Here is a 14779-nt window from a genome sequence, read left to right on the forward strand (position 1 = left end):
CCACTATCCTCTACGCACGGGTCCACGTGTTTGTTACCGTCATCCTGAGAAATTTGATGACGCGGCACGTGAGGCAAGGCCGGCGCCTATTGAGCGCATCGGCGGGCAAACGGCAAGAGTAGTGCGGCAACAAAGCGCAAAAGCCGCCCGGCGCGATAAGGGGCCGGGCGGGTGTTTGTGTCGGTGCGGACTGCGGGGCGTTCTTAATGAGATGCGCTACTACTGCGCCAACCATTTTACAAATCCCTCAGTTGTGAATAATTTCGCACTGGGGTAAAAGTTCAAACTATCTAGGCCCTGATTGCGCCAGATCCGGCCCACCATCCCAACGATACCGTTAACGAAATATGAAGTCATTCGTCGGACATTGATGGCGAAAACTGTTAAGAAATTATCCGAGCGATTTTTGTGACCACGAGCTTTGTTGATCACCAGAAAATTGAAGAACTTATCTTGGCCAGTGGTTCTTCCGGCGGATCCGAGCTTGCGAACTATCAGCTCTTCGTCATCGGACTTTGCGAGGCCCTCGGTCTTCCTCGTCCTCAAATGGCGCAGGAGCGGAACGAACTGAACGACTACGTTTTCGAACGTCGTGTCGATTTCAAGCATGCTGACGGTTCGCGGACGGCAGGCAGGATAGACTGCTACAAGCGCGGCTGCTTCATCCTCGAAGCCAAGCAGTCCGGTAAGCGCACGTCCGCCAAAATCGATCCGGAGCAGATGGTGCTGATTCCGGAGGATGCCGGCCAACGGAAGCCCGGTCAGGCGAAGCGCGGCACACGTGGCTGGGACCAAGTGATGCTCGCCGCGCGCAAGCAGGCTGAAGACTATGCTCGCGCTCTTCCGGTCGAGCATGGATATCCGCCGTTCCTGCTCGTCGTCGATGTCGGTCACGTCATCGAGGTCTATGCCGACTTTTCCGGGCAAGGGAAAAACTATGCCCATTTCCCCGACCGGCAATCCTACCGCATCGGCATGGACGATCTTCGTGGCGAGAAGATGCAGGCACGGCTCCGGGCGATCTGGACCGATCCGCTGTCCCTCGATCCGACCCGCATATCGGCAGAAGTCACGCGCGACATTGCGGAGCGGCTGGCGAAGATTGCCAAGCGGCTGGAAGGAAAGCACGACGCGAAGGATGTGGCAGAATTCCTGATGCGCTGCCTGTTCACCATGTTTGCCGAGGATGTGAAGCTCATTCCACAAAAGGGATTTCAGAAGCTGCTCGGGCAGATGAAAGACACGCCGAACAATTTCGTGCCGGCGCTCGAAAGCCTGTGGACCGTGATGGACGGCGGCGGCTACGCTCCGCACCTCAACGCCACTTTGAAGAAATTCAATGGCTCGCTGTTCAAGAAGCGTTCCGCCCTGCCGCTCGACCGCGACGACATCAACGAGCTTTGGGTCGCGGCGGGCAAGGACTGGTCGGATGTCGAGCCTGCCATCTTCGGCACGCTGCTCGAAAGGGCGCTTAACGCACGAGAACGGTCAAAGCTCGGCGCACATTATACACCCCGCGCTTATGTCGAGCGCCTTGTCGTGCCCACCATCATCGAGCCGTTGCGCGCAGACTGGGAACTGGTTCAGGGGCAGGTGAAGGAGCTGAGGGACAAGGGCGACAACGCCGGGGCGCTTGCAGCGGTCAAGGCGTATCATCACAAACTCTGCACGACGCGGGTACTGGACCCGGCCTGCGGCACCGGTAACTTCCTCTATGTCAGCCTCGAATTGATGAAGCGTCTCGAAGGCGAGGTTCTGGAGGCGTTGGACGATCTCGGCGAGGATCAGGCGCGTTTCGCGATGGAGGGTGAGACGGTCAACCCGCGTCAGTTCTATGGACTGGAACTGAACCCCCGCGCCGTGCCCATCGCGGACCTCGTGCTATGGATCGGCTATTTGAAATGGCAGCTCAAAACCGCAGGCCTCGCCTCGATCACAGAGCCGATCCTGCATGCCTATGGCACGATCAAACAACAGGACGCGGTGATTGCCTATGACCGAGAGGAGCTGCAGAGAGACGCGAGCGGCAGGCCGTTATCGCGCTGGGATGGCGTGACGACGAAGCTGCATCCAGTCACAGGCGAGGAAATTCCCGACCCCGATGCGCAGGTGCCGCTCTATACCTATGTGAACCCGAAGCGCGCGCCATGGCCGGAGGTCGAGTTCATCGTCGGCAATCCACCCTTCATTTCTGCCCGAGAGCTACGGATGGAACTTGGAGACGGTTATGTAGCAGCTTTGGCGCGTGCCTTTCCAAAGGTACCAAAGAATGTCGACTTGGTAATGTATTTTTGGTGGCAGGCGCTGGAGCGCCACCGAACTGCACGTGCCGTTGGGCTAGTTTCCACAGCACGGCTCCGACTACAACAAAACAATGCAATCTTTTCGTCAGCCCTCAAGGTGAGCGGGAAAACAATCTACTTTGTGGTGCCAGATCACAAATGGCCAGATGACGCAGGCTCTGCGTCCGTGCGGATCTGCATGATCACTGCAAACGCGGAAAAAGATAAACAAAAAAGAATAGTTCTAACGCCCGATGCCGATCAAACAACACGGAAGCGCTATAGCGACGATGAGTATGTAAAGTTATCTCGAATCGAGAATGTCGATTTTATACCTCCAAGTCTCAAATATGAGCTGGGAAATGTGCGACTTGAAAAGCTAGTTTCAAATTCTACCCTCGGAAGCGCAGGGGTCAAACCGTATGGCCGGGGATTTATCGTCTCGGGGAATGAAAATCTCGACTACGAAACCCGCCTTTTTGCCAACGGTGACACCATAGGTCAAAATCGTCAACTTATGCGGATTTTGGACATCAACCGTTTAGATGAGGGAGAGATAAGGGATCAGTTCCCTCGCACCTATCAATATTTACTGGAAGCCGTATTCCCCCATAGAGCTAAGGAGCGAAATCCCCGACTTCGGAAGGAATGGTGGCGCTTTGAGGCAAACCGTTCTGATCTTAGGGAGGCGATATCTGGAATTAATTATTACTTCGCCACTTTGGAAAATTCTCCAAGAAGATATTTTGTATCTTTACCAAAAGAAGTGTTGCCAGATCAAAAGCTAAGAGTTGTAGCCTCGGACGATTTTTCCATCTATTCAGTTCTAAACTCACGTCCGCATGAAAAATTCTCGGTTGCTATGGGAGGGCGAGCCGGTAAAGCAAATACACCAGTTTACAACAGCGTGTGCTTTGACGCATTTCCCTTCCCGCCTGCGGTCAATCCGACCCTGCTGCCCTCCGAACCGTTGTTCGCTCAACGAGAGCGCTTATGCGAACTGGGTGAACGTCTGGACACATTCCGCAAGCAACGCTTGGACGAACATTCCTTCCTGACTGTAACTGGCCTCTACAACGCGCTTGAGCGATTACGAGAACTGGAGAATGGCAGTAAGGCGCCACCCCTAACGGATGTCGAGCGTGATGCGCATCAGGCCGGTCTCATCTCTGTCCTGAAGGAGATACACGACGACATCGACCGCGCCGTGCTCATCGCCTATGGCTGGGAAGACCTGATCCCCGATTTGGTCGGCAAGCCAGGCGCTACCCTGTCATCGTCGTATAAAGCGAAAACACAGGTGCAAGCCGAAGAAGAATTGCTGACAAGGCTCGTTGCGCTCAACCGTGAACGAGTAGCGGAGGAAAAGCGCGGACTGGTCCGCTGGCTACGGCCAGATTATCAAATACCGAAGCTGGGCGTGAAAGCGCCGAAGATGGAAGACGAATATGTCGGCACGCTCGATGTCGAGGTGCCCGACATGGCGGAGCGCCTAAAATGGCCGCCCGATGGACTGGAACAGATCAGGCTGGTGCGCGATCTCCTCGCCAGGGCTCCGGCTCCGGCGCTTCCCGACGCTATCGCTGGCGTATTCGACGGCAGGAACACGGCAAAGCGCAGAGATCGTGTCGCGGAGGTTCTGGAAACGCTGGTGGCGACTGGCGTGGCGCGCACGGGCGAAATCGACGGCCAGCGGCGCTATTTCTTGCCACGATGAAGATGTATCGTTGGTCTAAAGAGCTATCAATGGTAGTCATCTGATCAGTCGGAAGTTGCGCCGATCAGCATGAGGCATAACTGGAATGAGCGAATACAGGTTTCACATAGAAAACAGCTACACGCCGGAAACGCTGCCGATGGACAGGCTTGCGGAGTACATGGCGGCGTATGCACGTTTGCTTGGTGAAACCGTTAATGTTCATTTTCAGGCTGTCGAGACGGGTTCCGCGATCCTTGTCGCCGCCGTGGACGAGCCGGCGCAGCCGAAAGTGCGGGACAGGGTACGGAGCCTTCAACGGGGTAGCGCACCGAAGGATGCGCTCAGGGCGTTTGACGAGCTCGATGAGATGCTGCGCAAGGACAACGCGACCGGTGGGCTCAGCGGGAAAGATGGCGCTGTCATTCTGCCGTTTCCCGGCCGTACTCGACCGGAACCTCTGGTCTTCGGCCCGATCCGGCAGGAAGGCAGCCTTGAAGGACAGGTTATTCGCGTCGGCGGCAAGGACGAAACCATCCCTGTCCACCTGCGCGATGGTGCTGTCATCCATAGCGGTCTCAACGTCACGGCCGACCTCGCGCGGAAGATCGCACAGTATCTCCTCGGCCCAACATTGCGCGTTTACGGCAGCGGGACATGGTATCGGGAGACCGATGGCGGTTGGGTGCTGAAGAGCTTCAAGATTACCGATTTTGAGGTCCTGGGCGACGAGCCGCTGGAAGATGTGGTTGCCTCCCTGCGGAAGATCAAAGGAAGCACTTGGAACGAGGTTCCCGATCCTATTCGCGCTCTGCTGGAAGATCGTCATGGTGGCGGAGACGCGAATTGATTGTTGCCTTCGACGCCAATATCCTCGTTTACCTCTTTGACGAAAACGCCAATGCGCCGACCAGCAAGACCACCGGCCAGCCGGTGGAGCGTTGCCGGGAGCGGGTCGAATATCTGATTGCGACCCTGCAGCGGGAAAAGACGAAGATCATCATTCCCACACCCTCACTCGCAGAAAGCCTTGTGAGGGCGCAGGACGGAGCGCCGGAACGTCTGTCGATCATCAAAAGAAGCAAGCACTTCCGCATTTCGCCTTTCGATGAACGCGCGGCGGTCGAATACGCCGCCATGCAGGTTGAGCGTCGCAGGAACGGGGCGAAATCCGAAGCGCCGTCGAAGGCGAAAGCCAAGTTCGATGATCAGATTGTCGCCATAGCTGCTATCGAGGGTGCGACGGTCATCTATTCGGACGACGGGCACATCAAGAAGCTGGCTGGCTCGAAATTTGAGGTCTTCGGCATTGAGGACTTGTCCTTGCCGCCGGACGACGATCAGCAGTCTTTCCTTTTCGAAACAGATGATGAGGATGGAAACATCACCGATCATCCTGATTTCGGACGATTTTAAACGACTGCTTCGCTCAAACTGGAGACCTCATAAAACACGTATTTTTCTTAGAGCGCCTGCGAGCTTCCCAATCAGATGATCGAGCGACAGGCGGCCCGGCCCGTAGCGCATGATGGCGAGCGCCATCGCCGCCCAGGTAATGTGGATGGGCCAGCCATCGGGAACGGTAAGCTCCACCACCAGCGTCATGAAGAGCAGGCCGAGGCCGGCAAAGCGGGTGGCGAGGCCGAACACTAGAAGCGTTGGGAAGATGATCTCGCCGCAGCCTGACAGGAAGGCCATGACGGCGGGCGCGGGGAAGGGATAAGGGCCGCCTGGCAGATGCAGCATGAATTCCTGCGTGAAGAGATCGATCGCCGTATCGTTCAGCTGCAGGAAGCCATCCCATTTCAGGATGCCGGAGCGCCAGAAGGGGACGGCGAGCGCCACACGGAGGACAGCCTGGACGAGATCGGGTTGGGCGACGGTGCGGACAAGTCCGTCAGCCGTCGCCACCAGCCTCGCGAGCGGGGAGAGAGAGCCGTTGCGAGGTTCGTTGTGGGGCCTATTGTGAGGCCGGGAGTGAAGCATATCAGACATTGGAAATCTCCAGTTCGATAGCGGAAAAGGCGCCTGATGCGATCATCTCGCCGATGGCGGCGGAGAGATCGAAGGCGGGATGAGCGTCGAGGCCGGCTGTGACCGCGGCGGCGAGGCATTCGCCCGATAGAAGGACGTTGAAGAAAGCCGCACCGCCTGGCGGCAGGAGGCGCACGGTGACCTCGTCGTCGAGACGGGTGATCAGCCCGTCTTCGGGGTGATCGTCGACGCGGCTGACCGGACCTGAGCCACGGTTCATGGCGAAGATGGTGACGGCCGGATGGGCCGATGAAATCACCCGCGTTGCCGGATGCGGCTGGAAGGTCACGCCATCAAGTTCTTCCGGCGGTATGGCGGCGAGCGCTTCGGCCCTGAGCGCCGGCGCATCGGCGGCGTGATAGGCGTCCAGCCAGGCACGCTCGATACGCGCCACATCCGAGAGCCAGGGCATATCCTGAGCATATTCGTAACGATCGATGAAATCGGCGAAGTCGCGGCCGTATTCGAAGAGGAGCGGCGAGGCGGGCGGCGTTTCGCGCACATGGAAGCGGGCCATGGCGCGGAAGAAATCCGTGCCCGTAATGCGCTCGACCGCCGGGAAGATCGAGGCGAGCGCAGCAATCAGGCTGACGGTCACATTGTTGCGGTAGACATTGTAGCGCTTCTCCGCGCGCTTGCCGCGCGGGCCGGTCACCAGATCAGGGGCGGGGGCATCGGGGGAGAGCAGCGCGGCTGAGAATTGGCCGGCGAAGTCAGGTGCCGCCCGCCGCATCGGCAGAATGTCAGCCGAGCGCATGGGAGGCCTCTCTTGCATGCCGGTCGAGGATCGCCTGCGCGGCCAGCGCCTCGGCACGCAGCACCGGCCAGTCGGGGATCTTGCTGTCCCATTCGATCAGGGTCGGGATCGGCCCGCATCTGGCAATGACGATCTCGTAGAGCTGCCAGACGGCATCGGCGACCGGGCCGTCATGGCTGTCGATCAAAAGCAGCTCACCTTCGTCATCCTCCTGTTCGGCATGACCGGCGAGGTGGATCTCGCCGACTTTCGCCAGCGGAAAATCGCGCAGATATTCCAGCGTCGAGAAACCGTGATTGGTAGCGGAGACGAAGACGTTGTTTATGTCGAGCAGCAGGCCGCAGCCGGTGCGCTTTGAAATCTCGCGGATGAAATCCGTTTCGCCCATGGAGGATTCCGAAAACAGCACATAGGTGGAGGGATTTTCGAGAAGGATCGGGCGGCCGATGGCATTCTGCATCTGGTCGATATGGTCGCAGACATGCGTCAGCGTCGCGCTGGTATAGGGCAGCGGCAGGAGATCGTTCAGATAGGTATCGACATGCGTCGACCAGGCGAGATGTTCCGATACCAGCGCCGGCTCGTAGCGGTCGACGAGGTTCTTGAAACGCTGGAGATGCTCGCGGTCGAGCGGCTGCGGGCCGCCGAGCGACATGCAGACGCCATGGAGCGAAATCGGGTGGTCGCGGCGTAGGCGTTCAAGCGCGCGATGCGGCGGGCCGCCGGCGCCCATATAGTTTTCGGCATGGACTTCGAAGAAACCCTGCGGGCCTGATACGGCTGCAATCGCTGCCAGATGCTCCGGCTTGAAACTGGTGCCGGCTAGGCCGGTCACCTGATATGTCGGAAAGCGGAGGGTGCTTTCCGTCTCCATGGGAAGGTTGGTCGCCCTATCGGCGTTTGCCATTTTCGCCTCCGCTTTCCTCGATCTTCGTCTGATTCCGGCGGCTTAGATGTCGCGCGTCAGCGGCTTCAGCGAGCCATGACGGCCGCCCGGCAGATCAAGGGAGGCGCAGGTGCCGCCTTGGACGAATTTCCACGCATTGCCCTGGAAGTCCTTGACGGAGGTGCCTTGGCAGGTGGTGCCCGGACCGGCAGCGCAATCGTTCTGGCCCTTCAGGGCAACGCCGTAGCATTTCTCCTTGTGAGCGGCGACGGCAGCATCGGCCTCGGCCTTGGTCAGCGGGGAGGCACTCGCCATCGTGGCAAGAGCTGACGTGATTGCGCCGGCAAGAAGGGCGGTGCTGATGGAAGTCTTCAACATTGATAGTCTCCGTTGCTCGTAACGCCCCTGTTTTCGGCGGGGCACGTCGGGGTATTCGCAACGGGATCGCGGGTTGTTACAGGCGTTGTGGTAACGAAAGCGTGATGGGGCTTGGGGAGCGCGGAAGTGGCGGCTCCGCAATGGATTCGCTTTGCCGGGCGCAAGGTTGGCGCCTATGTTGACGCGATCATCCGTTCCATATCAATGCGCGATCAGGCCCGAATGTCGATCAAATCCCGATACGTGCCGTTCGTGTGCATTCGGAAAAAGCTGCGAAGCCCGACCGCCGAGCAGGTGTTTTCTGCGCGCGACGACATCGAAGTGTCGTCGGTGGGAACAAACAACGATGCCTGCAATCCGCTCGATGCCGAACAGGTGGAGTGGGCCGACATCATCTTCGTGATGGAGAAGGCGCATCGCAGCAAAATCACCTGCAAGTTCCGCAAGTCGCTGAACGGCGAGCGCATTATCTGCCTCGACATTCGATGATTACGAGTTCATGGATCCGATGCTGGTCAGCCTATTGGAACGTAAGGTTCCTAAATATCTGTGAACCAGCAGAGTTGGCGGGGAGCATTCGGTGGCAAAGTATATTCCGCTTGAGATTGGCATCGATTTACAAGCCAGCGCCAGTGACCTTCATTCTTTCCGGTGGCGGGCGGATGGCATCGAAGCTGATTTCCTCATCCCCGGTGATTCCGAACATTTGCTGAGGGTCTCATTCGACCGTAATTGCATCGTCCGGCTGCTGGATGAAATGCCATTGAGTACCGAAAACGAGGATAGTGACAATGAAGGCCTCGTTCGGGAACACTTCGCCTATCGGATTGAAGGTGCTGTGTTCGACAGGTCGCAGTCCGAGATTTGGAAGGCGTCAGTCTGCATATATGGCGCGCCCTCACATTACCGCTTTGTCACCGGTGCGACCTGCATGGATGTCGTGACACCGGCGAAACCTGAATTTGCGATTGTTGCCGATGTGAATGGGCATGCGTGATCGCTTCTTTGGCGGCGACTACTGCTCGGAGGCTATATCAAAAATCAACAGACCGGGGGATTCGAGTGGGAGTTGCGCTTCCACTTCGCCTGCAGGATTCAACACCGCCGTCGGTCCCCAGGAAATGCGTCCCTCGCGTTTCCCCGTCACGTCGGCGGAGATGAGCCACAGGCCGGTTTCCCGGCAGCGTTCGCCTCTGGCGGCGTTGTGCACGTGCCGGAATTTTTCGGCATTGGCGCGCGGCATCATGTTGTTGGCGCAGCAGACGAGAAGAGATGCGCCTGCGCGTGCGACCTTGCGAGCGGCCTCGGGGAAACCGGTGTCGTAGCAGATGTTGATGCCGAAGCGCAGGCCATCGATTGTGAAGATGGGCGTCTCGGTGCCGGGCCGGAAAAACCTTTCTCCCTTGAGCAGATGCGCCTTGCGATATCGGCCGATCACTTCGCCCTTATGAATGACGACGGCGGTGTTGAACAGGTCTTCACCTTCGGACTCGATCATGCCCATCACGATCATGGAGCCGGCAGCGGCAAGACGGTTCGTCACGGCTTTGAACGTCGGCGATGCGAGACCCATCGCGGCGCGCCGCGCCGCTTCCGGTTCCGTCAGATAGCCCTGCAGAAAGCCCTCTGGAAAGCAGAGGAGCCGCGCGCCCTCGGCTTCGGCCTGACGGATCATGTCGAGCGCGCATGTCAGTGCGGCCTCGATATTTTCGCGATATTCCAAGGTCTGGGCGGCAGCGATGCGGACGGTTTTCATTCGGGGTTCCGGTTGCTCTCGGAATTATCCGTATCCGAGCAGGCGAGCATCCGTCCACCACGATCGCCACTTCCCATGCCGAGGTCGAGGAGATCGTTTCCGCGGCGTCGGGCGGAGCGGATGAGCTGACCGTGATGGATAAGGACCCATCTATCGGTCGGAGTTTCGAAGGTTTAAGATTTCCCGCGGGGAAGGCGGGATGAAGGCCACTGATGGATCGGCTGGATGCCATGCGCGTGTTGCTTGCCGTTGTCGATGCCGGCAGTTTGTCGGCGGGCAGCAAGCGGTTGAATGCGCCGCTGCCGAGCGTCAGCCGCAAGGTGGCCGAGCTGGAGCGGCTGCTCGGCGCCAGTCTCGTCATTCGCACCAGCCGGAAGCTGCAGCTCACCGATGCCGGGCGCGATTATGTGGAGGCGGCGCGCAAGATCATTGCCGATATGGAGGAGGCGGAGCGCCGCGCTTCCGGCGAATATCAGCGGCCGCGGGGAGTGCTGACGATCACCATGCCGGTGGAATTCGGCAACCGCTATGTGCTGCCGATCGCGCTCGGCTTTCTGGTGGAGCATCCGGAGGTTTCGCTGAACCTCTTGTCGCTCGATCGCACCGTTCATCTCGTCGGCGAGCAGGTGGATATTGCCATCCGGCTGGGCGCGCTGGCGGATAGTTCGCTCTATGCCGTCAAGGTTGCCGAATTCCGGCTGCTGACCTGCGCGAGCCCGGATTATCTGTCACGGTGCGGATGCCCGCAGCATCCGGGCGAACTGCCCGATCATGACGGGATCATCTTCAACAGCAGGACCTTCTTCTGGACCTTCGATATCGATGGCCGGCCGGTGGAGGTGGTGCCGCGCCATCGCATCGAGGTCAATACGGCGGCGAACTGCGTTGCCGCCGCTGTGGGCGGAGCCGGTATTGCCAGGCTTTTCGATTATCAGATCCCCGGTGAACTCGCCTCCGGTTCTCTCGTGCCGATCCTCGACGACTATGCCGGTGCGCCGCAGCCGATCCATATCGTCTATCCGCGCCAGGGCTTTCTGGCGCTCAAGGTGCGCTCCTTCATCGATTGGACGTTGCCGCGGCTGCGGGAAGCCTGTCGGAGCTATTGCTCAATCGGGTAGGGCGCGGACTTCCGCGACCACCTGTTCCGGCGCCTGCAGATGCGGATAGTGGCCGATGCCGGGCAGGATCTCGAATGTCGCGCCGGTTCTTTCGGCAAACTCCGCGCCCATCCTGCTGTCGATATAGATGTCCTTTTCGCCCCAGATCACCTTCACCGGTGTCCGGAGTCTGCCGAGGTTCGCTTCGAGCACATCCTGATCCCGTGTGAATGCCGCATAATAATGGTAGAAGGCATCGGCGGAAGTGAGGGGGCCGTGGCTCCAGCCGCGGACCATGTCTTCTTTCACGCCGGCGGCGAGATCGAACTGCTTATCGTCAGGCAGGCCGCGCCTGTAGACGTTTTGAAGGATTTCGTCGCTCGTCTGGTTCATGACGGTGCGGGTCCTGGAAGCAGCCGGCTCGGTCTTCAGGTTCTGCAGGCGCTCATGCATATAGGCCGGCCGGTTGAAGGGGGCGAAGTCGCCGACGATGATGCGCTGTGCGATATCCGGCTCGTCGAGGGCCAGGAGCAGGGCGGGCAGGGCGCCGATATCGGCGGCATAGATCGTCAGTTTCGATCGGTCGATGCCGGCCTTGTCGATATAGGCCTTCAGCACGCCGGCATAATCACGCGGAGAATAGGAGAAGATTTCGACCGAGGGCCGCGATGAAAGGCCGTATCCCGGCCAGTCGAAGGCATGCACTTCGAATTCGTCGCCGAGTGCAGCTGCGATGTCGCGCCAGACGACCGAGGTTTCGGGAAAGCCGTGCAGGAAAAGTACGGTGCCTTTCGACGCCGAATTGTGCACGACGAGCCGCCGCAGAGTGATATCGCCGCCAATGGCGATGGTGCCGATTTCAGGCTTTGCGGCTTCAGGTGTGCCGGCGCTTGCGGGGGTAAGTGTCGTGCCCGTGATTGCAGCGGCTATGAGCAATGATCCAAGTGAGGATGTCAGCATGTCCGTTGTCCTTCCTCTCCGGCGGCCGTGCTCGCTGTGGAGGCTCAGGGCCGCGATCGGGGTGAATTTTCGATGACAAGGATCGTGCATCGCGCCTGCCGCCGGTAGAGCGCAGTCATGAGAGTCTGCCTCTCACTTTCCCTCAGTACCGGCCGATCGTGCCGCGCCGTACATCATCACCAACAGCGGTGCCAGCGAACGGCCCGCGTCCCCCTATGAAAGGACGATGGGACATGAACGACATGACCGTAAATCTGAAAGCCGCCGAGCCTCAAAGAGTGCGCGGCCTGCCGGGACATTCGACCGTCGGCACCAACAATCTCGAGGCTGCGGCTGAATTCTACGACAGGCTCATGGCCGTCTTCGGCATCGGCCGTTTTCTGGTCCAGCCCGGCCGAGCGGTCTATTACGGCGAGCGCACGCTGGAATTCGGCGTGATAAAGCCCTTCGACGGCCGGCCGGCCAATGTCGGCAATGGCGGCATGGTGGCCTTCGAGGCACGCTCCCGCGCTCAGGTGCGCGAGGCCCATGCAACCGCATTGTCGGCCGGCGGCTCTGACGAGGGAGCGCCGGGGCCGCGCGGGGAGAATGGCGAGGGGCCTTACTGCGCCTATTTCCGCGACCCGGAGGGCAACAAGTTTCTGGTTTACCGCGCCGGGCCGGACGAGACCTGATGATCGCTTCGCAGGCATTTCAGTCGCATAATGCTCAGCGCCTGAAATGCGCCTGCGAACCTTCCGATGGAAAGGATGCATGTGATGACCTCTAGGCAATCGATCCAGAGACCGCAGATGTCGCGGCGCTCGCTGTTATTGGCCGGCGCGGCGGCCGGGCTGGCGACGATGCTTCCGTCGGCTGCGGCTGCGGCGGACCCTGTCGATATTACCGCACTCGGCGGCGAGATACGCCCGTTCAGAGCCAACATCCCCGAGGCGACGCTTGCCGATCTGCACCGCCGGCTTGCATCAACGCGCTGGCCTGATGGAGAGACCGTGGCCGACCGATCGCAGGGTGTGCCGCCGGAGCGGCTGAAGGCGCTGGTGGCGGACTGGCAGTCCTCCTACGACTGGCGCAAGGCGGAGGAGAGACTGAATGCCTTTCCGCAATTCGTGACCGAGATAGACGGGGTGGATATCCATTTCATCCATGTGCGCTCCCGCCATGAGGATGCCTTGCCGCTGATCATGACGCATGGCTGGCCGGGATCGGTGTTCGAGCTGCTTGGCGTCATCGGTCCGCTGACCGATCCGACGGCGCATGGTGGCACGGCAGAGGATGCCTTTCATCTGGTCATCCCCTCGATCCCCGGCTTCGGTTTTTCCGGCAAGCCCACGGAACTGGGCTGGAACCCGCAGCGCATCGCGGCTGCCTGGGACATGCTGATGAAACGCCTCGGTTATGAGAGCTATGTTTCGCAGGGCGGTGACTGGGGCGCGATCATCAGCGATGCGCTGGGGCGTCTGGCGCCCAAAGGCCTGCTTGCCATTCACGTCAACCGGGTCGAACGCGCCACGACCTTTCCGCCGGATGCAGCTCAGGCGCTGATGAGCGGTGCGCCCGCGCCCGAGAACCTGTCGCCGGAAGAAAAGATCATCTTCAAGGAGGCGCGGGATTTCCTCAACAACGGCTTCGGCTATGCGGCGATCATGGGAACGCGGCCGGAAACGATCGGCTACGGTCTGGCGGATTCCCCCGTCGGGCTGGCGGCCTGGCTCTACGACAAGATCGCCGACTGGGTGTTTACCCGCGGAGACCCGGAACAGGCGCTCGGCAGGCAGGCCATTCTCGACAACATCACGCTTTACTGGCTGACCAATACCGGGCCGTCGAGCGGGCGCATCTATTGGGAGAATGTGGCTGGAGGCACCAAGCTGGGACCGGTCAAGGTTCCGGTCGCCGTGACGATCTTTCCCGGCGAGGTTTACCGGCCGCCGCGGCACTGGCTCGATAGAGCCTATCCGCAGCTGATCTACTACAATACCGCCGAAAAAGGCGGCCATTTCGCGGCCTGGGAGGAGCCGGAACTCTTTGCCCGGGAGGTTCGTGCGGCGTTCAGGACATTGCGCTCCTGAGGACGTCGCATTTCCGCAGTCAGGTGCGGAACCTCCAGCTTCTTCGCCCGTTTGCGGAAAGGAAAGACACCGAGGAGGAATCCCAATGAGCAATCTCCATAATGACAGCGCCCCCGAATTCTCAGGCGGCGAGGGCCGCAGCACGCTGACGGCTTTCTTCGACAGCCGTCATGACGCCGAGAGCGCGATCGACCGGCTGAAGAATTTGGGCATCACCACCGTCAGAATGATGCCGGGATATGAAGCGGATAGTGACAAGGCCGGCGTTGCCGGCGACGACCGTGGCGGTTTCTGGTCGAAGCTGGGGGATTGGCTGTTTCCGGATGAGGACCGTTCGGTTTATGCCGAAGGCCTGCGCCGGGGCGGCTTTCTGATCTCCGTCGAGGTTGACGACGCGACCTACGGTATCGCGCATGACATTCTCGACGATGAAGGCTCCATCGACATGGACGAGCGTGCCGATCTCTGGCGGGCGGAGGGCTGGGATATCAGCAAGTCGAACGAAGCTTTGGCAGCATCGCAATACAAGGCTCGTGCTCACGAGGAGCCGCTGCTCGATCCGGAACTGCGTGACGATATTCTGCCGACCGGGCACCACCGCACGGTCGACGAATCCAACGAAGACGCCGAGCGCGAGCTTCGTCAGGCTCAGGATATTGATGCGATGAAGCAGGGCCAGACGATCCCGCGCGGCCGGTAAGTGTCTGAAACAGGCGCGCCGGATTTCCTGCGCGCTCTTAATGCGGCGGAAGAGAAAACGGAATCACTTCCGCCGCTTTCGGTCTTTTATTCAAGCATTGGATTATTTGAAAACCTAACGCGGCGATAAGGCTCGTATTGGATTGCTCAGCCTTACATAGG

Annotated in this window: 14 protein-coding genes and 1 pseudogene; 9 read left to right on the forward strand and 6 right to left on the reverse strand. The window is 59.7% G+C overall.

Translation table 11 applies throughout. The annotated features are described in order from the left end of the window. The first annotated feature begins 408 nt into the window (after positions 1 to 408). The 3 genes from FHT87_RS18040 (at position 409) to FHT87_RS18050 (ending at position 5394) form a co-directional block, all read left to right on the forward strand. Positions 409 to 3999 (forward strand): DNA methyltransferase, encoded by a 3591-nt coding sequence (locus tag FHT87_RS18040; RefSeq protein ID WP_183803703.1) that lies wholly within the window; start codon positions 409 to 411, stop codon positions 3997 to 3999. 139 nt (positions 4000 to 4138) lie between these two features. After that, complete coding sequence (locus FHT87_RS18045) at positions 4139 to 4828, forward strand: hypothetical protein (protein ID WP_210277861.1); 690 nt, start codon at positions 4139 to 4141, stop codon at positions 4826 to 4828. Then, positions 4825 to 5394: a PIN domain-containing protein gene (locus tag FHT87_RS18050; RefSeq protein WP_183803706.1), complete on the forward strand. Its 570-nt coding sequence runs from the start codon at positions 4825 to 4827 to the stop codon at positions 5392 to 5394. Before FHT87_RS18045 ends, FHT87_RS18050 begins: the two co-directional genes overlap by 4 nt. Before the next feature lie 27 nt (positions 5395 to 5421). Here the strand turns inward: FHT87_RS18050 and FHT87_RS18055 are convergent, their stop codons facing one another. Genes FHT87_RS18055 through FHT87_RS18070 form a run of 4 tightly spaced genes read right to left on the reverse strand, consistent with a single transcriptional unit; the run spans position 5422 to position 8033 of the window. Then, positions 5422 to 5973, reverse strand: coding sequence for a DoxX family protein (locus FHT87_RS18055; protein ID WP_183803709.1), 552 nt, complete (start codon positions 5971 to 5973; stop codon positions 5422 to 5424). Continuing rightward, positions 5966 to 6769, reverse strand: coding sequence for a DNA-binding domain-containing protein (locus FHT87_RS18060; RefSeq protein ID WP_183803711.1), 804 nt, complete (start codon positions 6767 to 6769; stop codon positions 5966 to 5968). The genes FHT87_RS18055 and FHT87_RS18060 overlap by 8 nt, the downstream gene beginning before the upstream one ends. Then, complete coding sequence (locus FHT87_RS18065) at positions 6756 to 7676, reverse strand: DUF692 domain-containing protein (protein WP_183803713.1); 921 nt, start codon at positions 7674 to 7676, stop codon at positions 6756 to 6758. Before FHT87_RS18065 ends, FHT87_RS18060 begins: the two co-directional genes overlap by 14 nt. A gap of 42 nt (positions 7677 to 7718) precedes the next feature. Next, positions 7719 to 8033 (reverse strand): DUF2282 domain-containing protein, encoded by a 315-nt coding sequence (locus FHT87_RS18070; protein WP_183736257.1) that lies wholly within the window; start codon positions 8031 to 8033, stop codon positions 7719 to 7721. Positions 8034 to 8255: 222 nt separating this feature from the next. Here FHT87_RS18070 and FHT87_RS18075 point away from each other — a divergent pair. Together FHT87_RS18075 and FHT87_RS31245 are read left to right on the forward strand one after the other, a co-directional pair. Further along, positions 8256 to 8586, forward strand: a pseudogene (locus FHT87_RS18075) (phosphotyrosine protein phosphatase). A 27-nt stretch (positions 8587 to 8613) separates the two neighbouring features. Continuing rightward, a complete protein-coding gene (locus FHT87_RS31245) occupies positions 8614 to 9030 on the forward strand; it encodes a hypothetical protein (protein ID WP_246699617.1) in 417 nt (138 codons plus the stop codon). Between the two features lie 18 nt (positions 9031 to 9048). On the opposite strand, the gene FHT87_RS18085 is transcribed toward FHT87_RS31245, so the two are convergent. After that, positions 9049 to 9789 carry a carbon-nitrogen hydrolase family protein gene (locus tag FHT87_RS18085; RefSeq protein ID WP_183803716.1) on the reverse strand — a complete coding sequence of 247 codons (741 nt, stop codon included), beginning with the start codon at positions 9787 to 9789 and terminating at the stop codon, positions 9049 to 9051. A 212-nt stretch (positions 9790 to 10001) separates the two neighbouring features. On the opposite strand from FHT87_RS18085, the gene FHT87_RS18090 reads away from it, so the two are divergent. Beyond that, positions 10002 to 10907 carry a LysR family transcriptional regulator gene (locus FHT87_RS18090; RefSeq protein WP_183803719.1) on the forward strand — a complete coding sequence of 302 codons (906 nt, stop codon included), beginning with the start codon at positions 10002 to 10004 and terminating at the stop codon, positions 10905 to 10907. Here FHT87_RS18090 and FHT87_RS18095 read toward each other — a convergent pair. Continuing rightward, on the reverse strand, positions 10896 to 11846 hold the full coding sequence (locus FHT87_RS18095) for an alpha/beta hydrolase (protein WP_183803722.1): 951 nt from the start codon (positions 11844 to 11846) through the stop codon (positions 10896 to 10898). The genes FHT87_RS18090 and FHT87_RS18095 overlap by 12 nt on opposite strands. Before the next feature lie 233 nt (positions 11847 to 12079). Here FHT87_RS18095 and FHT87_RS18100 point away from each other — a divergent pair, with 233 nt between their 5' ends. The 3 genes from FHT87_RS18100 (at position 12080) to FHT87_RS18110 (ending at position 14618) form a co-directional block, all read left to right on the forward strand. Beyond that, positions 12080 to 12520 (forward strand): VOC family protein, encoded by a 441-nt coding sequence (locus FHT87_RS18100; RefSeq protein ID WP_183803726.1) that lies wholly within the window; start codon positions 12080 to 12082, stop codon positions 12518 to 12520. A gap of 84 nt (positions 12521 to 12604) precedes the next feature. Next, a complete protein-coding gene (locus FHT87_RS18105) occupies positions 12605 to 13918 on the forward strand; it encodes an epoxide hydrolase (RefSeq protein ID WP_183803729.1) in 1314 nt (437 codons plus the stop codon). 85 nt (positions 13919 to 14003) lie between these two features. Further along, positions 14004 to 14618 carry a hypothetical protein gene (locus FHT87_RS18110; protein WP_183803732.1) on the forward strand — a complete coding sequence of 205 codons (615 nt, stop codon included), beginning with the start codon at positions 14004 to 14006 and terminating at the stop codon, positions 14616 to 14618. Positions 14619 to 14779 lie beyond the last annotated feature (161 nt).

The organism is Rhizobium sp. BK316 (assembly GCF_014193695.1).
Classification (GTDB): Bacteria; Pseudomonadota; Alphaproteobacteria; order Rhizobiales; family Rhizobiaceae; genus Rhizobium.